This window comes from Nocardia sp. CA-119907 (genome assembly GCF_050955995.1).
Classification (GTDB): domain Bacteria; phylum Actinomycetota; class Actinomycetes; order Mycobacteriales; family Mycobacteriaceae; genus Nocardia.
Genome location: NZ_CP192091.1, coordinates 7,517,315 through 7,533,865, shown reverse-complemented (window position 1 = coordinate 7,533,865; position 16,551 = coordinate 7,517,315). Strand labels below are relative to the sequence as shown.

Genomic DNA, 16,551 nt, shown 5'->3' with positions numbered 1-16,551 from the left:
ATAGGCTGAACCACAACGCTTTTAGGAAGCCGCCCACGATCAGGCGGGCAGCCCTTCCAGCGGCAGCGTCTCGGATTGCAACGGCCACGGCGCACGACTGCGAGGTGCCGGACGCACCGGCAACGCATCCCGGACAGGTGCAATCGGTTCAGGTGCGGACTCGATCACCGGTTCCACGGCCACCGCCTCATACACCGGCTCCGATGACTCGATGACTGGTTCAGCAGCGACCGCAGGCGCCAGGCTTCGTTGTGCTGCACGGAACAGCACCGCCAAACCGTGGGTGTCCACCAGCAGCGAAATCGGGGCGATAGCCGCCACCACCGCGCACAACCACGCAGGAAGCGGATTGCCGCCAGCGACAGCGTGAATGCTGTTGCCCGCCACCGACACCAACGCACCCACCGCCAGAACCCGGGTGAAGAACTTGCGTTCCGGTGACTTCGCCAGCACCAACGCACCCGCTGTTGCCTGGACGATCGTGCCGTCGATGATCAGCGGGAACAGCCACGCATCCGAGGCCGGAATATGGGCCAGCTTGGCGAGATCTCGCAGGGTGGTGAAGGAAAGGCGGAACGCGGCAGCGCCGACGCCCACGATCACCAGGACCGCGAACACCCGCGCTGCCAACATCCCCTTGTGCGTGGACATCACGCAGCCGCCTGCCCGGACTGCTCGGCCGAATCGGTGTTCTCGCTATCGACTGCCATCTCGGCGGCAAGCCGTTCTGCCGCGTCGTGCAGCATGAGAAGCCGCGGCAGCCTCTCAGCCAAGATGCGAGCATGCTCGATGGACAACGCCAGATGAGCCCGACCGCGACCGCCCTCCAGGTCGACCCACACCACCGCAGGAAGAGTCATGCCACCGCTCTGGCGAACCGACTTGTACTCCACCGAGATCTCATCGTGGCCACTGCTCATCACGTCCATGTACGACATGGCGATCACGCAGCCTTCTCGTCACGCGGACGCGCAGCACCGACATTGTTCGCAGGCTGTTTGGCACCTGAGTTGTCGCCCACGATGCCGGTCGCGAAGTACGAGTAGATGAGCTTCGGGAACTGACCCGCCAGCGTCGCGCGAGGCTGAACCATCAGGTTCTCCAGCACCACCGGACGAAGGCCCGGCATCACCTCATCGCTCTGCGGAACCGGGCGCACCGGGGCCAGGAAGATCAGGTCGATACCCATCTCGGCGCCGCGGATACCCTCCGACAGGTCCATGATCTTGCCCTTCCACTTGGGAAGGTGCGTCTCGTCGTCGATGTCCTGCTTGTCCTTGTAAGCCTTTTTCCGATCGTCGTACTCCATCACCGGTGTGATCTCACCGATCAGCGCAGCACCCTTCTCGAACGCCACATCGAACGGGATCGGGAACCGCTGAAACTTCCTCACTGCCATGGTTCAAACTCCTTGTGTCGGTTGGGAATTCGTCTAATCGACTGACCGCTGTGGTACTCGACACATCCAGAATGACCCCCTGGGGAGGCCTATAAAAGGCCATAAATGCGGCCATGGAGAGGACATTCTTTGTCTCAATCGGTGCATAATGTCCTGATAAAGGACTAGAATGGTCAATATGACGACATCCGGGAACGCCGCACTTCGGGCGGCTCGGCAGTCTTTGGGGTACCGCTCCCAGGCTGCGCTAGCCGACGCTCTCACCAAGACCGCACGAACGATCGGCCTTCGGGTCGCCGTAACAGCACGCACGGTTCGTCGGTGGGAGTCCGCAGAACCGCCCTGGCCGCAAACCGAGCATGCCGCCGCGCTCGAGGCTCTCTTCAAACGCCCAATCGCCGAGTTGGGTTTCATCCCACCCTGGTCGGACGAATCAACACCCACGCGGCCAACGGTGCGGACTGCTGCCGATCTCCAGACTGCCCAACGCCACTTTCCGGGCGCAGCGGCAGCACTCCCGGCATCGGTTGCGACGGACTACGTGGCGATCACAGTCTCATACCGCCACCTCTACTGGTCGTTGCCAGCAACACGTCTTCACCGCTCGGTCGCTGAGCATGCACAGCTCGGCATTGACCTACTTCAACAAGTGCCCGACCCCGCGAAAGCTGCTCTCGCCAAGGCGGTTTCGGAATCCAGCCTCCTAGCTGGCCGCTTGGAATTCTTCGACCTTCAGCAACCCGAGCTGTCGCAGCCGAGTTTCGTCCTCGCGCTTCAGGCAGCACATGAAGGTGATGACGTCTTACTCGCCTCGGCCATCCTGGCGCACATGGCTTTCGCTCCCGCGTTCTCTGGCGACGCATCGCGCGCCGAGGAAGCTCGCGACCGCCTTCGTGCTGCACGCGCATTCGCTCGGCGGGGCAACGCCAGCGCGGAGATGATTGCATGGCTTGACGCCGTCGAAGCCGAAGTAGAGACCCGTTTCGGAGACACCCGACGCGCCCTCAGCCTCATTCATCATGCCGAAGAGACATACGAGGAGTACGACAGCGATACGAATCCATCGCCGACATGGCTGGATTGGTTCTCGCCTACGCGGCTTGCCGGATTTAAAGGCAACACCCTGATCATTGCGGGCCGTGGTCGAGAGGCGCGGGAAACCTTGGAACGAGTCATTGTGGACTTGCCCGAGGATGCCGTGAAACAAAAGTCGATCTACCTCGCTGATCTCGCCGCTGCCGCAGTGCTCGAAAAGAACCCGGAGGAGGCGTGCACGCATCTGGAGTCCGCGCTCGACCAACTGGGCCGCACCTGGTACGCAACCGCGATGGATCGGATCAAGGCGGTTCGCCAGTCCTTGCGACAGTGGGACTCGTTGCCAGCCGTACGCGCCCTAGACGATCGCCTCTACGACTGGCATACGACCGTCAATTCACTCGTTGGCTGAAGCCGAATTATTTTCTGCCACAACAATATCCGGCAGTTCAGTGAGGTCGCGGATCATCCAATCGGACATATCCGCGACCTCTTGCTTATCTCGATGAATCCAGCCCCACGGACCCCGCTTGACGTACGCCGTCCGCATGCCAGCCTTCTTCGCTGGCGCAACATCGTTGTCTATGCGATCGCCCACGTACACAATTTGATCCGCCTCGCACGGCGCTACCTCGATCACCTTCGCGAAGAACTCCGCCGAAGGCTTCTCCACTCCCCAATCATCCGAGGTGGCAATGAAATCCGTAGGTAGGTCCAAGCTCCGCAAGATCTTTCCGGAACGAACGGTCTGATTGCCCACAATTCCCACCCATACGCCCAACTCGCGGAGCCGTGATAAAGCGGGTCGAACATCGGGGTACAAGTCGTCTTCCCCATACCACTCCGGCAACCCGGCATCCGCCCGCGCCTGACGCTCCTTCGTGAGGTCGAAACCCGGGCGGAAGACCTGGAATGTCTCTCGGTAGTCTTGCCCGGTTGCGATCACAGCGCCAAAGACCGCCGCGAACGTATGCCGAGGAACGCCGAGCCAATCGGCCCACGTCCCGTATTCGCGAGTCTCATCGACCAGCGTCTCACCAACGTCAAACACTACGGCGGCAATCACGGCTTCCAACCCTACCGTGCACCACCGACACAGCCGGAATGTCGGTCCCGCGGCCGCACCCGCTTACGATTCTTCAGGCCGCCAAGCATCGGTTACCGTCGGTCCGGAAGCCCCCGTAGGCGGCGCCACCTTGTAGCTGGTTTCGATCACTCCGTCTTCTTTCCGACCTCGCACAGCCGGTTGCCACCAATACGTGCCGACATGCTTACCCATCAACGGCGCCTCATCCGTGAATGTCTTGAAGTGCCCACGCACTAGATGCCACGGTGCTGGGCCACCAGCCGCTAACCGCGCCTCGGCCGATGTCCTTGGCCGACTGATGCCTGGAAGCGTAATGACGTGATGCCGCAACGGCTTCGGGGATTTGTACTTGCCCGACCGCTGTCTACGTTGAGAGCGATCTCGGTCGCGACACTCGCTCACATCGACGTTCCGACAATTCATGAGTCCAACCGCAAGCAGTCCCGGTAACACCATGGCCTGAAACGCTTCTCGATCCTCACTACTGACGTTGCCACTGGTCTCCATGCCCAGACAGCTGCCGTGCTCGTCAACGAAAACCAGCGCCATCACTGGCGCATAGACCAGGACACCCTTCCACGCCTCGCCAAAGTTTATGCACGTCAACATCTGAACTGTTCCCGGAGGTGCCCACTCCGGCGGTTCCTCGCTCGCAATCCACACTGCCACGGCCAAACCTGCACTTGGAGCTGGCTCAGCATCACGCTCCGGCATAACCCATTCGATCCACATCGAATCGAACGGCAAGCGCAGCGGCCCACAAGTCGTCGCAAGGTCCCATCGCGGCCCCACTCGAAACTCGTTCACGGACTCAAACCACATCACGCACTCGTCCGCAACGACGCGGACAGATTGCCGCACAATCTCACGCAAAACCGAAGCGGTGATTGGCTTGTCCGTGGGCAACGGCTGTGCAACACGGGCAAGTTCCAGTTGGACTTCTCGACGATTGATCCGATCGAACAGCCGCACGCCGGGCCCCCTCTGTCGACAACGTCACACTCACGGTAACCGCCATCACCGACAACCGCCTACGACGAAGCAGACAGAACCGACCGACATATGGGCGGGCTTCGAAACTCGCATCGGGTGTCGCATCGGGTCATTGCCGAATTTCGCTATACAGACTCAAGAGCGCCTGCGGCGGCGCAGAGCGCCGCCGCCGCGCTACGACACGCAGCGCGCTCCCTGAACAGCGGTCGCACGGCGCGTCGACCGCGTCGGCACCGCTCCGCGCCATCCAAAGGGCTTCGGTCCTATTCGCCTGTAACGGCATCCGCTTTGGCGACGTGGCAGCACGCAGACTCCCCAGAGCTGGCCGCTTTTTCGTTCACCGAGCAGTGCTGGGCACGCCGTGAGCCGTCCCCGACTTGCTCTTCCGCAACCCGCTCACGAATCGGCCGGCATCGTTCGTGGGGCCTGGCCGTCGTCGCCCTGGTCTTCGAGATCTTCAGCACCGGAATGCAGCTCCGTGAATCTACTCGAACGACGCTTGACGCCGTGCTTTCGAGCCAGGGCATCGAGCATCACGACTGGGTCCCAATCCACAAACCCCTCTGACGGCCGATTGCGAAGGTTGTTCCACGAGTAGCGGACACGCGCGCCCTCCTGAGTCGCTGCCTCGATCTCCTCGCCCAACTCTCGCATCTGGTCTGCAAGCAATTCAATATCGACGACGGCTACCTGACGCACGCTGGCGTCACGGCGCAATCTGCTGCGGGCAACGAAGAACACCCGATTATCCGCCGGACTGTTGCGGGGCCGCGGTTCATAGTCGTCCCGGTACTGCAACCGCCAGTCACCGTGAACGAGGTGATTGCGGTGTTCGTTGAGTGCCTTTGCTCTCCCAAGGGCAGCCTGGAACCGCTCGATGTTCTGGAGATTGAATTCATCGGCACCGTCCAGCTCACCCAACATCGCCTTCCCGGACTGGATCAGCCAGTCGACCGATTGGCCCGCGAAGAGGATCCAGGCGTCGTCACTCAGTGCCAGCCAATGGACGAAGTTTCGAAGGCACCCTTCCATGAAGCTGCTGTTGACAACCAGCCTGCCCAACGCAGGGTAGAGATCATCGAACTCTGAAGAGTTCGCCGCAAAATTCATGGATGCAACCATGCACCATGACGACCGGTGTGCGCAGCCAAATATTCGGCGTTCCACCTACATCCCGGCTTGGGCTCCCGCCTCCTCATGGCCCCATGATCTGACTTCAGTCCGGGTGAGTAAAAGGCGCACCTTCGGCGCGTCGCTACGCGATGGCCAAAGGCCACCCTTGACTAACCCTCCCTCAGCACAGGACGGCCAGTATGAGGAAGCAGGGGGAGTAGGTGCCGGAATGGATCGGCTATCCGCAGCCCAACATCCGCTGCAGCAGAGGTACGAGCGTCAAGCATTGACGCGCAGAGCTATGCCTTGTCCTCTGACTGGAGCTCAATGGCGGTGAAGTATACGTGCTGAGCGATTTCGCCGACGCGGGCCTCCACCACATAACTTCCAGGTGCAGGAACTGGCGCGGGGCGGAGATCTACAACGAAGGCATTCCCGTACGGCAACCGCTCCACGCCTTCTTTCAGGCCCGCGACAATCTCGGCATCGATTCGGAAGATTGATTCCTCGCCATTGACGGCGTGCATTGATAGCGTGAAATTTATTGGCTTATTGATAGATTCGGCAGGGACAGTGATGGCCGCCGCGAGCATTGCCCCAAGAGGAGCGGGAAACGCAGGGCGAGCAATGTTATTCAAACAGCCCCCGTTGACGTACAGTAAACCGTCAGCGACCGTCGCGTGGTCTGCCAGCATCAGCACGCTGAAATTCATTGACTGATTCCTGTCATATGAAGCACCCTAAGTCCTCCGGAGCCACTGAAGTCTGCACGGCGCAATTGAATAGGTGACGGTTCGGAAATGGCGGAGACCTCAAACCCAATGCCGCGGTGAACCGCAATATGCACCGGAACGGACGCCGCGATAGGAATGGGAGGGTTGAATACTACTTCGTTGAGTAGCCGCATCAGGTGGGTCATTCGCTCGTCAGGCTGCGGCTCAGGAAACGGCACAACATCGTGCTTGACGAGGCATCCAACCGCGTAGGCGTAGTTCCGGATCATGGAGAGTGTCGGGTTGGAGTCCAGTCGCTCGAATCGCGAAATTGTGCTCTTGTCGACGCCTATCATCTGGGCGATATCGACCTGCTCAAGGTCTGCGGCTTTCCGCGCTTCGACAAGCTTGTCCTTGAGTCGGAACTCCTGGTCAGCGAGCGCGTCGGCCAGCTTGCGCATGGTGGCTTTGTTGCGCCCAGCGGTCACTCTGGCAAGCCTGTTACCGGCGGCCTGCGCGCTTTTTCGTCCTCGAACCCTCATGCCCCCAGCCTCTCATTAGTTGCATGTGCCGCAACTGTAGCAACGTCATCGCAGCTTGCGACAGGTATGCCCTTCCTTGTTACACCATCGTTGGAGCGCATCCATAGCCTTGGTGATGTGGCTGTTCTGCCGCACAAGATCCGCCGCGGATCGTCGCCGCTTGGACCCAATCAGGCACGCGACCAGGGATACCTGATCGATGGGAGCCTCGCCCCAGTACAGGCGTATGTCTAGCTTGTCTGCTGAGTCAACGGTCTTGAACTCGGCGATCCACGGCTTGTTCTTGCGTGGAAGCCTCAGGCCCATTGGCGCATCGTATTCCTCCTCGCCGAGCCCAGCACCCTCTGCTCGCTTCATCAGCCGCCGGTAATAGCCCGCCGCGACCGGCTCAGTCTCATCAAGTCGAGCCATCTCAAGCTGGAAGGGTTGCAGCTCGACCCAGCTACACCCTCCCCCGCACGCCTTCGACTGGCTGTCCTGCCGCCCCATCGAGCCCCAATCTTCCGAAACTGGCTGCTGCCGCCCAATACTCGCCAGACTGATCATGCATTGTCGATCGCCCTCTCGGCTCGGAAATCCGAACGGTCGACTGTATGGCGACCAATGGTAGCGAGTGGTAGTCCCTCCATCACGCGGTGATCAAACACCACCCGCACCCAATCGCCACGACCACTGGCCGCGCCCACGCCTGGCAGTGTGGTGAATTTCCCTCGCGCGCTTCATCGGAATCGAACTACTCGCCAGGAAGTCTCCATTATGTGGCGCGCCGTCGTGGTTGCGTGCAGTTGTCCCGGGTTGCTCAAGACAGTTCGTCGTGCATGTAACCCCTTGAGCAACAACCGCTTTGACGTAGTCCAGGCTTGTCTCGAGTCGCCTGTGGTAGCCCACCATTCTGCTAGTCGGCAGGTTTCTGGTTCGAGTCGGGTCTGTCCAGTGAACGGTGTAACTCGGTTTGATTTGGTTACTTTCGTCCAGCGGACAGGCGTCCGTCGAAGGTGATGTCGAAGGCGTTCAACGCTGCTTTCCATCGGGTGACCCAGCGTTTCTGTCCGGCGCCGGTGGGGTCGAGGGCCATGATCGCCAGGTAGACGCATTTCAGGGCGGCTTGCTCGTTGGGGAAGTGGCCGCGAGCGCGCACGGCGCGGCGGATGCGGGCGTTGACGCTTTCGATGGCGTTGGTCGAGCACACGACTCGGCGGATCTCGGTGTCGAAGGCCAGGAACGGCACGAACTCCGACCAGGAGTTCTCCCACAGTTTCACGATGGCCGGGTATTTCGTGCCCCAGGTCTCGCTGAACTCGTAGAACCGTTCCAACGCCGCGGATTCGGTGGGGGCGGTGTAGATCGGTTTCAACGCTTTGGCGATGGCGTCCCAGTGCTGGCGGGCCGCGTAGCGGAACGAGGCCCGCAGCAGATGCACCACGCAGGTCTGCACGACTGCGGCCGGCCAGACCTGCTCGATGGCCTCGGGCAAGCCTTTGAGGCCGTCGCAGACGAGCATGCACACATCTCCGGCACCACGATTACGCAGCTCGGTGAGGATCTGCAGCCAAAACTTCGCGCCCTCACCACCGTCTCCGGCCCACAACCCGAGGATGTCACGGGTGCCATCGACCGTGACCGCCAACGCAACGTAGATGGGTCGGTTGGCGACCTTGCCGTCGCGGATCTTCACATGGATCGCATCGAGGAAGATCACCGGATACACCGCATCCAGGGGACGGTTCTGCCATTCGGCCATCCCGTCGAGCACCTTGTCGGTGATTACCGAGATCGTCTGCTTGGAGACCTCGGCGCCATAGACCTCCCGCAGGTGCGCCGAGATCTCCCCATGCGTGAGCCCTTTTGCCGACAACGACAGCACCATGTTCTCCACACCGTTCAACCGGCGCTGGCGTTTACGCACGATCTGCGGCTCGAAGCTGGCATCCCGGTCACGAGGGACGTCGATCTCGACTGGACCAACGTCGGTGACCACCGTTTTCGAGCGAGTTCCATTGCGAGAGTTCGGTGTTCCACGTCCAGCCGGGTCGCCGTGGTCATAGCCCAGATGATCGGTGATCTCACCGTCGAGGGCCGACTCGACCACCATCTTCGTCAGCTGCGCCAGCAGCCCACCCTCACCAGTCAACTGCAGACCGTTGGCCCGAGCCGACGCCACCAACTGACCGACCAACTCGGCATCCACCGCCGAGGCCTTCGCGTCCTTACGCTTCGCCACCGCAGCAGTATCGACCACATCGGCCGCCACCACATCAGACATCAAGTGCCACTCCTTAATTGGGAGTTACACCGTTGTATTTACAGTCCCTTCGAGTCCAGATGGGGGAGCTGTGACCAGGGCGAACGTACCAGTTCGACCCTGGTTTTGTCCGTTTCGGGGGTCGAACGACACGGAAACGACACGCTTTCAGCCCGCGATGCGTCCCAGGGCCGCCGTGAAGTCGGGTGCTTCGGTCGGTTGGTCGATGTAGTGACGCTTGGTGACCGAGTCGTTGGCGTGGCCGAGTTGCTGTGCTGCGGCCTGCGGGCCGTACTGGTCGGCGATGAGGGACGCGACGGTCTTGCGGAAGGTCTTGGGCGTGACCCAGGCGAACTTCTCGCCGCGGGCTTGGCGCCACAGCCGGTTGAAGTTGTGCGGGTCCCAGATGCCGCCGTCGCGGTTGGGGAAGACCAAGTCCAGGTCATTGTCGACCGCTTCGGCTTTGAGTCGCCGGAGGGTGTCGACGACGAACTCGGGCAGGACCACAGTGCGATAGCCCGAGTCGCTCTTGGTCCATTCCTGGCGGATAAGTCCTTTGCCTTTGATTCTGATGATTGTGCCGGAGAAGGTGATTCGCGCCGGTGTGTTGTCGAGGTCGACATCGGCCCAGCGCAACGCGAGTGCTTCGCCGGGGCGTGGGCCGGTTCCGAGTTCGATGTCGGCGACGTCGAGGACCCGCGGGTTGCGTTTGGGGCCGTGGGTGTAGGCGGGCGCGCCATCGAATGGCTTTCCCGCCACCCACGCCTTCAGTTGCGCGCGCAGCTCTGTGAGGGTCTCTATGTCGGCTGCACGCGGCTTCTGGCGCTTGCGAGGTAGGTCCGCGACCTCGCGGACCGGGTTGCGGTCTATGGCGTCATGGCGGACGGCCATGCTCATCATCTCCGACAGGATGACCCGCTGGCGCCGCGCTTTCTCCCGGTGACCGTCGAGCACGATCCGCTTCAGATGCGCGTCGATGCGGGAAGTGGTGGCCTCCCACAGGCGTAGGCCGCCGAGCGCTGATTTGATTTTGACGGTTCTCTCGCTCGCCCGGTGGTCGGTGGAAACCTCGATCTCCCGCCGGTACAGGTCCAGCGTCTGCTCGGTAATGCCTTCTTGCAGAATCTTTTCCGCCAGCCACAGGTCGGCCAGCTCGGTAAGTTTCGTGTCCCGCGTGATCAGTCGTCCCCGGGCTGCGGTGCGCTGGGTCAGGGACTCACGGAGGGTGTCTTCGGCTCGGCCTTTAGTGGGGCCGAATTTGTGCGCGGTGCGGGTGATGCCGTCGTCGTCTCGGTAGCGTGTGGTTGCACGCCAGCTTCCGTTCGGCTGCCGCTTGGAGGTGATCCGGCCGTAGGTGCCGATCGGAAGCGATTGCCTGGGCAACGTTTGTCCTTCCTGCGGTGGAGTGGTGGTGAGGCGGCGGTGGCCTCGATCGGGACCACTGGCTTCGGTGTGTGCGCGAGGAGTTTGCGAAGCGTGCGAGTGCGCCGAGTGTGTGATCGAGCCTGTCCGGTTTCGATGGTTGAGCCACCGCACAAACTGCTAGATCTCAGTAGTGCAGACAAGGGCTGATTGATTGCCGAAAGATAGCTACAGCGATTGGCTGCGGTTACCGGTCCCGGCGGTGGCTGCGGTCGTCCTTCGTCGGTGGCCGACGTCGAGAGTGCTGTGCGCGATCGGTCGACGCATCGGGATCGGACCGTCCACTCTTGTCGAGTTGTTCCTGCTCCCACGCGAGCAGATCGCTCAACCGATAACGTCGATATCGCCCAATACGCGCATATCTGGGCCCCCGCCCAGCAGAAGCCCAGACCGCGAGCGTCTTCGCCGGAATCTTGAGCCGTGCGGCTAGTTCGTCCGTGCTGAGCCACACGTCATCGGAGTTCAACGGAGCCCCTCGAGGAAACTGAATCTCTGTCTCGTGTCGGACAGGCCGACGGCAGTCGGGACAGAGATGGCAGCGAGCAGGCGTCGTGAGTCAGCTTGTCTCGGACGAGGAATGATGGCAGGCGTCGGGGCGAGAACCGTGCGCCCGAGGCCGCGGTGATGATGATTGGGAGTCCGCCTCAACGGAGTTCCCTCCTTCTCAGGTGTCCGCCGCGCACGTGTCTGCGGCAGCTTGTGCTGAAAGACGTCCTGAGAAGCTAATTTCCTTGGTACCACGGTCATTCGGGTCCAGCAAGATCGGACAGTCGTCGGAACCCTCAGCCGTTCGGCAACATAGCCGGCAGCGAGCCAGACCTGGTCGCCGTTCACCATCTTTCCCGAATGAAACACCATGTCCCAGTTGGCCCTCGACATGCTTGTCGCCAGGCCGGCGGCGGTCTGAACCTGAGAGCGCCTCGGGCTGGGCTGTTCTCGCGAGCACACAGGGGAGTCAAGCCTTCGGCACGAGCCAGTGCCAAGCTGTGCGCGTGGGGCTGCGGCGATGAATGGCGGCCGAGCGGCGCTGGGCAGACCATTGCGGAACGAATACATGCATAACTCATTTCTGAGCCGGTCCGCAGATTCATCCCCAAAGTCCATGAAACCCCAAATCCCAGATCTACGCCACCGGCCGCGGATTCGCGCGCGAATGCTGCATGCTGAGCGGCGTCGACCCAGTGCTGTTCGTGGGGACTGGGCGACAGCCGACAGACAGGCAGTGCTGCGCCCACGATGCGATGAGTGTCGTGTGCGTCGTGCTCTTGCCGAATGGGCCAAGAGCGGCGGCGCAGAGCGCCGCCGCCGTCGCGACGCGCAACGCGGCGGAAAGGGCGCCGCCCGTCGGCGCGTCGACGGCAACCCTCCAGGCCGAGCCGCCCAGTTTCTGAATCGCCCACGTCTGCAATAGCCTTGCAGTGCCGGGCACGAGACGGCCCTGCCCGACTCGGCCTCCCGCAGTCGACTTCGGCCCGTCGAGTTCACGCCTAGTCGACTGGCTGTGGTCCGGTCCGACCGATCCAGCCTCACCAACCGCTCGCACTTCCCGAGGCGGCCTCAACCGGCCTTGGCACTCTCCGCCTTCCTTATGGCCCAATCGTCTCGCTCCAGCCGAACGAGTCAAGGACCACCTACGGTGTCCGCTACGCGGTGCCTACGTCATCCCTTGACACGCTCGCCTTCCGCTGAGGGCGGCCAGTATGAGGAAGGTGGGGAGGAATAGTCAGGGGCGGATAGACAATCTATCCGCAGTCGTTACCTTGTTCTTCGTCTCCGGAGTGCTGTTCTGCCGCAATGGAGATCGTGGTGGTAGGCATCCACAACGCTGGGCTGGGAAGGACTTTCATAAAGTCGGTGATCGCTTGCAGCCCATCGAGTCCATGATCACGGAGCATACGGAGAGCCGTCCGAAGGTAGACGACGAGCATCGCGACGCCGAGGCCAACAAGAACGATCAGGGTGACGCATACGCAGACAACCGCAATCACGGTTCACTCTCCAGCAATGGCGAATGATCCGGCTCGGCTGACCAGGCACTACCGGCCGACAGCGAACTTATGGCCGCCTAGAGATGATGGTCTCCTCCGCACTTGGCGGCACCTCCTATTGCTAGGAGCTCGCTCAGCGACGACAGCAGACAGGGAAAGGGTCTCCGTTCATTGGTGCTTTGGGTAGTAATCCTCGATATAACGGCCGATGACGTCGCGGGTCCAACGCAGCCAGGTCACGCGTTCGCCGTGGGAAAGTGGCTGGCTCTCGCCATGTCGCCGTGCTGTCGCTAGTTGTGTCAAAGGCTCCATCGCCGCCTTGGAAGTACCCAGGGCGGCATGCATGCGTTCCCACGACGGTGCCGTTTTGTCTCTGTCCTCAGCACGGACAAACTCTTGTCTCAGGCACTCGATCGCTCGGAAGCAGTAGAAGGCTGTGTCGATCGTTAGCCGAAGCGCCATCCGCATATCAGCGAGTGCGTGGCGTACGTTGGCATTCCCGTTCACAGCAGCCAAATATTTGCCGAGAGTATCGGGATCGACACGATTGCCCTGAACGCGGGCGAATGCCGGCATCGAGGACAGCCCGCCGACGATGGCATTTGTGTCGGCCCGTCCGGTTGTCATCTCCAGTTCCAGTGGTGCCGCTAGGACGAACCCCAACGAGTCAAGTACTGCCCGCACCGCTGCCTCTACCTCATACCAGATTGGGTTGATCCAGACGGCATCGTCTTCCTCGCCATGCCCGAGCTGGTGGTTGTCGCTGAAGGTGACGCGCACGTTGAACGCTGAGTCCCGAAAAAAGACCTCAATCGTGCGGTCACCCTCGGTCATCTTGACCGGGCGATCGAGATGCCAGTAGCCGGCCCGTGGATGGATGAGGCCTGTAAAGAACAAGTCGTGTTGATGGCTCGTCATGGCCGCATCTCCTCACCAATTTTCGTTTAACGCGCGTGCACCCCACGCGCACTTAGCCCCTGTTCGCGGCGGCCAATAGCGGTCAACGATGAGCCGATGCCCACGCAGGGTATGAAACCAAAAATCCTCCCGACCAGGTGATATGCCGAGGGATTTGGTGGCCAGGGCGGGGATCGAACCGGCGACCTTCCGCTTTTCAGCCAGATAGCCCGAACTACCTGCTAGCCCTTCGAAGCTCGTTACGTCTGGTCTGGACCAGGGCCCCTGCAATACCGTAGAAGACGTTCTTCGCGGCGGTCCATGATTTATCGATCATGCTGCCTCCTTTCGGGGTCTCCTTGCTGCTGGACAGTCGGTTCATGACGCCGCTGATTTTCGTTTCCAGGAAGGGGATTACCACGATTGACGCAAGAACGCTGCACACCGCTACGGCACCGTGCACCGAGTCGAACGGCGCACCAGACCCAAGCCGCACGCAACGAGCTAACTCGGTACCGTCTCACACTCCTAATGGGTGATGATCAAGCTGAAGTTGGACCCCTGCAGGGTGTGCCCCTGAGGGGTGCCAGAACTCTACACGGGCCAACTTGACCCATCAACCTTTAGGCTGGCGGCTCGCTTCGCGCCTTAACTGCACCTGCCGATCAGATAACCCTCGATGTCACCTGGTTTGAGCGTGTCGGCAGTGACTGACTACTGTCGTCGGATCGATCTCTGAAATGTGTAGGGCTGGTGGGTTTCTATCGTGGTATGGACGAGTCCGGGTCTTTCTTCGGTCGGTCTTTCGTCCTAGCCCCACTAGGCTTCCTGGCATGACAAACGCAGTTCCGTTTGCCACTGAGCGGGCGGTTATCCGTTTGATAGTTGCTGGTGGTGGCACGGGCGGGCACACCTTCCCGGCGTTGACGACGGTCAATACCCTGCGTGACCAGTTGACAGTCCGGGGCATCGAGCTGGAGGTCTTGTGGATCGGGAAGGCCGACAGCCTTGAAGCGCGGGTCGCCGCCGACAACGACATTGCGTTCGCTGTGGTGGCTACTGGCAAGATCCGTCGGGATCGCAATCCGCTGAAGATGATCTCGCGTGCGAACCTGTCCGACATGTGCCGGGTGCCGGTCGGTGTCGGGCAGGCTTGGCGGGCGGTGGGTCGGTTCGCGCCGGATGTGGTGCTTGCGACTGGCGGCTATGTTGCTGTGCCGGTCGGGTTGGCCGCGTGGTTGCGGCGTCGGCCGTTGGTGATTCATGAGCAGACGACCCGGGTGGGGTTGGCTAATAGGGTGTTGGCCAGAGTCGCGGATGTGGTGGCGCTCAGTTCGGAATCGAGCGTTGCGTTGCTCCCGAGGTCGACGCGGACGGTGGTCACGGGCAATCCGGTTCGTCCGGAAATCTTTGCGGGCCAACGAGATAAGGCGCTCGCCGGGCTCGGTTTGGCCGGGTTCGATCCTGCGTTGCCGACGGTGTACGTTACCGGCGGCGCGCAGGGCGCAGTGCAGATCAACACCGTGGTGCGGGAGCTGCTGCCGTGGCTTCTCGTGCGTGCAAACGTCATTCATCAGTGCGGGAAGTCCGGTATCGCAGGGCTGCGGGAGAACGCGAGCGGTCTGGATCCTGATGTGGTGGACCGGTATTGGCTTACCGAGTTCGTCGGTGCGGAGTTGCCCGATGTGCTGGCGTTGGCGGATGTGGTGATCTCCCGCAGCGGGGCGGGCACGATCGCTGAAGTTACCGCGCTGGGTAAGGCTGCGGTGCTGATTCCGCTGGCGTCCTCTGCTGGTGGGGAGCAGGCGCACAACGCGCGTGTGCTCGCCGGGCAGGGGGCAGCGGTGGCGTTGCTGGGTGAGGTGTCTGCTGAAAGCCTTCGCGCCGCTCTCGAGCCGCTGCTGGCTGATCCTGAGCGTCGTAGTTCCGTCGCGCAGCAGGCTCGGTTGTGTGGCCGGCCTGATGCTGCGGATTGTCTTGCGCGGGTTGTGTTGTCAGCGGCGGGATGACGGGATGGAATTGCTTCGGGAGTCGGTAAGGGCTGTCCGTAGTTCCGATACGACGTGGGTTATGTCGTGCTCGGTCATGGCTGGGTGAAAGGGCAGGCTGACTATCTGCCGGGCCGTTGTCTCGGTGACCGGTAGCGGGCGGTGCCACTGCCGGAATGCTGGTTGGGTGTGGTTGGGCGGGTAGTGCACCCCGACCCCGATGCCTCGGTTGCGTAAGGTCTCGAATACTTTGTCGCGGTCCGCGAGTACGCGCACAACGCAGTTGAACGGGACAGTGTGCTCGATATCGAGGTCGATGAGCGCGACGCGTTCCAGGTCCGCTAATTCGCGGGCGTAAGCACGCCAGAGGCGCTGCCGGGTTGTTTCGATACTGGCGAAACCTGCGAGTTGGACGCGACCGATCGCGGCGTGCACAGCCGAGAGGTGATAGCGCCATCCGGCACTGTCTACGTGATATGAGGTGGTTCGGATCCGTGTCGCTTGGGACTGGGTGACGCCGAGCAGGCGCAGCGCTCGTGCCGTGTCAGCCTCGGCGGGGTTGCGCGGGATCAGTGCTCCACCTTCGCCGCACGTGAGGTTCTTGATCGGGCCGAAGCTGAAGCAGGTCAGCATGCCGGTCGCGCCGACCCGCTTGTCGCCGAGCCGGGATCCGAACGCATGCGCGGCGTCTTCGACGACTGCGATTCCTCTTCGATCCAATTCGGATTTGATCTCCGTGAGATCTATTGCGCGACCGCCGTAGAGCACCGGTATGACCGCGCCAGTGTTTGGCGTGATCGCTGCTTGCACGGCGGCACTGTCCACAGCGAGTGTGTTGGCGTTGATATCGATGAACCTCGGTTGCGCGCCCGTCATCAAAATGGCTTGGACTGTGGCGCAGAAGGTTTGCGAGGGAACGATCACCTCGTTCCCTGGCCCGACACCGGCCAGAAGCAGTCCTATATGTAGCGCAGCGGTGCATGAGCTGACCGCGACCACATCGGGAACGTCGAGGAATGTGGCGAGTTCGTCTTCGAATGCCTCGGTAGCGGTGTTGTGGCCCCATTGTCCGATCCGCATTGCCTCGGCCACGGCCGCGTACTCAGGTCCTTGCAACCACGCTGACGCGTTT

Annotated in this window: 17 protein-coding genes; 3 read left to right on the top strand and 14 right to left on the bottom strand. The window is 61.6% G+C overall.

Annotation, left to right across the window (positions count from 1 at the left end):
- Positions 1-39 precede the first annotated feature (39 nt).
- From ACQP2D_RS33760 to ACQP2D_RS33750, 3 genes are read right to left on the bottom strand one after another with little or no spacing between them, the layout of a single operon-like run.
- Complete coding sequence (locus ACQP2D_RS33760; protein ID WP_433679971.1) at positions 40-651, bottom strand: DUF2637 domain-containing protein; 612 nt, start codon at positions 649-651, stop codon at positions 40-42.
- Entirely contained in the window at positions 651-947 is a 297-nt protein-coding gene (locus tag ACQP2D_RS33755; protein ID WP_433679970.1) for a hypothetical protein, read from the bottom strand. Before ACQP2D_RS33755 ends, ACQP2D_RS33760 begins: the two co-directional genes overlap by 1 nt.
- Positions 944-1,357, bottom strand: coding sequence for a hypothetical protein (locus tag ACQP2D_RS33750; protein ID WP_433679969.1), 414 nt, complete (start codon positions 1,355-1,357; stop codon positions 944-946). Before ACQP2D_RS33750 ends, ACQP2D_RS33755 begins: the two co-directional genes overlap by 4 nt.
- 211 nt (positions 1,358-1,568) lie before the next feature.
- Here ACQP2D_RS33750 and ACQP2D_RS33745 point away from each other — a divergent pair, with 211 nt between their 5' ends.
- A complete protein-coding gene (locus tag ACQP2D_RS33745) occupies positions 1,569-2,846 on the top strand; it encodes a hypothetical protein (protein ID WP_433679968.1) in 1,278 nt (425 codons plus the stop codon).
- Here ACQP2D_RS33745 and ACQP2D_RS33740 read toward each other — a convergent pair.
- From ACQP2D_RS33740 to ACQP2D_RS33700, 9 genes are all read right to left on the bottom strand, one after another.
- Complete coding sequence (locus ACQP2D_RS33740) at positions 2,832-3,500, bottom strand: HAD family hydrolase (RefSeq protein ID WP_433679967.1); 669 nt, start codon at positions 3,498-3,500, stop codon at positions 2,832-2,834. The genes ACQP2D_RS33745 and ACQP2D_RS33740 overlap by 15 nt on opposite strands.
- A gap of 63 nt (positions 3,501-3,563) precedes the next feature.
- Positions 3,564-4,493, bottom strand: coding sequence for a hypothetical protein (locus ACQP2D_RS33735; protein ID WP_433679966.1), 930 nt, complete (start codon positions 4,491-4,493; stop codon positions 3,564-3,566).
- Between the two features lie 417 nt (positions 4,494-4,910).
- The gene (locus ACQP2D_RS33730; protein ID WP_433679965.1) at positions 4,911-5,624 is read right to left on the bottom strand and encodes a hypothetical protein; all 714 of its coding nucleotides are present in this window, start codon (positions 5,622-5,624) and stop codon (positions 4,911-4,913) included.
- Between the two features lie 302 nt (positions 5,625-5,926).
- On the bottom strand, positions 5,927-6,340 hold the full coding sequence (locus ACQP2D_RS33725; protein WP_433679964.1) for a DUF6941 family protein: 414 nt from the start codon (positions 6,338-6,340) through the stop codon (positions 5,927-5,929).
- The gene (locus ACQP2D_RS33720) at positions 6,337-6,828 is read right to left on the bottom strand and encodes a helix-turn-helix transcriptional regulator (RefSeq protein ID WP_433679963.1); all 492 of its coding nucleotides are present in this window, start codon (positions 6,826-6,828) and stop codon (positions 6,337-6,339) included. The genes ACQP2D_RS33725 and ACQP2D_RS33720 overlap by 4 nt, the downstream gene beginning before the upstream one ends.
- Before the next feature lie 99 nt (positions 6,829-6,927).
- Positions 6,928-7,428: a hypothetical protein gene (locus tag ACQP2D_RS33715; protein ID WP_433679962.1), complete on the bottom strand. Its 501-nt coding sequence runs from the start codon at positions 7,426-7,428 to the stop codon at positions 6,928-6,930.
- A 415-nt stretch (positions 7,429-7,843) separates the two neighbouring features.
- A complete protein-coding gene (locus ACQP2D_RS33710; RefSeq protein ID WP_433678047.1) occupies positions 7,844-9,145 on the bottom strand; it encodes an IS256 family transposase in 1,302 nt (433 codons plus the stop codon).
- Between the two features lie 147 nt (positions 9,146-9,292).
- Positions 9,293-10,507, bottom strand: a complete 1,215-nt coding sequence (locus tag ACQP2D_RS33705) for a tyrosine-type recombinase/integrase (RefSeq protein WP_433679961.1) — start codon at positions 10,505-10,507, stop codon at positions 9,293-9,295.
- Positions 10,508-10,733: 226 nt separating this feature from the next.
- On the bottom strand, positions 10,734-10,997 hold the full coding sequence (locus ACQP2D_RS33700; protein WP_433685846.1) for a helix-turn-helix domain-containing protein: 264 nt from the start codon (positions 10,995-10,997) through the stop codon (positions 10,734-10,736).
- A 1,249-nt stretch (positions 10,998-12,246) separates the two neighbouring features.
- On the opposite strand from ACQP2D_RS33700, the gene ACQP2D_RS33695 reads away from it, so the two are divergent.
- Positions 12,247-12,561: a hypothetical protein gene (locus ACQP2D_RS33695; RefSeq protein WP_433679960.1), complete on the top strand. Its 315-nt coding sequence runs from the start codon at positions 12,247-12,249 to the stop codon at positions 12,559-12,561.
- A 141-nt stretch (positions 12,562-12,702) separates the two neighbouring features.
- Here ACQP2D_RS33695 and ACQP2D_RS33690 read toward each other — a convergent pair whose 3' ends face one another.
- The gene (locus ACQP2D_RS33690; protein WP_433679959.1) at positions 12,703-13,452 is read right to left on the bottom strand and encodes a hypothetical protein; all 750 of its coding nucleotides are present in this window, start codon (positions 13,450-13,452) and stop codon (positions 12,703-12,705) included.
- A gap of 812 nt (positions 13,453-14,264) precedes the next feature.
- On the opposite strand from ACQP2D_RS33690, the gene ACQP2D_RS33685 reads away from it, so the two are divergent.
- Positions 14,265-15,440 carry a UDP-N-acetylglucosamine--N-acetylmuramyl-(pentapeptide) pyrophosphoryl-undecaprenol N-acetylglucosamine transferase gene (locus ACQP2D_RS33685; RefSeq protein WP_433679958.1) on the top strand — a complete coding sequence of 392 codons (1,176 nt, stop codon included), beginning with the start codon at positions 14,265-14,267 and terminating at the stop codon, positions 15,438-15,440.
- Here the strand turns inward: ACQP2D_RS33685 and ACQP2D_RS33680 are convergent.
- Positions 15,426-16,511 carry a DegT/DnrJ/EryC1/StrS family aminotransferase gene (locus ACQP2D_RS33680; RefSeq protein WP_433679957.1) on the bottom strand — a complete coding sequence of 362 codons (1,086 nt, stop codon included), beginning with the start codon at positions 16,509-16,511 and terminating at the stop codon, positions 15,426-15,428. The two genes, ACQP2D_RS33685 and ACQP2D_RS33680, sit on opposite strands and share 15 nt — an antisense overlap.
- Between the last annotated feature and the right edge of the window lie 40 nt (positions 16,512-16,551).

Bases quoted from the DNA above. Each gene is read 5' to 3' on its own strand.
- ACQP2D_RS33760 (WP_433679971.1), bottom strand. From the start codon at position 651: ATGTCCACGCACAAGGGGATGTTGGCAGCGCGGGTGTTCGCGGTCCTG.
- ACQP2D_RS33745 (WP_433679968.1), top strand. From the start codon at position 1,569: ATGGTCAATATGACGACATCCGGGAACGCCGCACTTCGGGCGGCTCGG.
- ACQP2D_RS33730 (WP_433679965.1), bottom strand. From the start codon at position 5,624: ATGAATTTTGCGGCGAACTCTTCAGAGTTCGATGATCTCTACCCTGCG.
- ACQP2D_RS33725 (WP_433679964.1), bottom strand. From the start codon at position 6,340: ATGAATTTCAGCGTGCTGATGCTGGCAGACCACGCGACGGTCGCTGAC.
- ACQP2D_RS33715 (WP_433679962.1), bottom strand. From the start codon at position 7,428: ATGATCAGTCTGGCGAGTATTGGGCGGCAGCAGCCAGTTTCGGAAGAT.
- ACQP2D_RS33710 (WP_433678047.1), bottom strand. From the start codon at position 9,145: ATGTCTGATGTGGTGGCGGCCGATGTGGTCGATACTGCTGCGGTGGCG.
- ACQP2D_RS33695 (WP_433679960.1), top strand. From the start codon at position 12,247: ATGAGGAAGGTGGGGAGGAATAGTCAGGGGCGGATAGACAATCTATCC.
- ACQP2D_RS33690 (WP_433679959.1), bottom strand. From the start codon at position 13,452: ATGACGAGCCATCAACACGACTTGTTCTTTACAGGCCTCATCCATCCA.
- ACQP2D_RS33685 (WP_433679958.1), top strand. From the start codon at position 14,265: ATGACAAACGCAGTTCCGTTTGCCACTGAGCGGGCGGTTATCCGTTTG.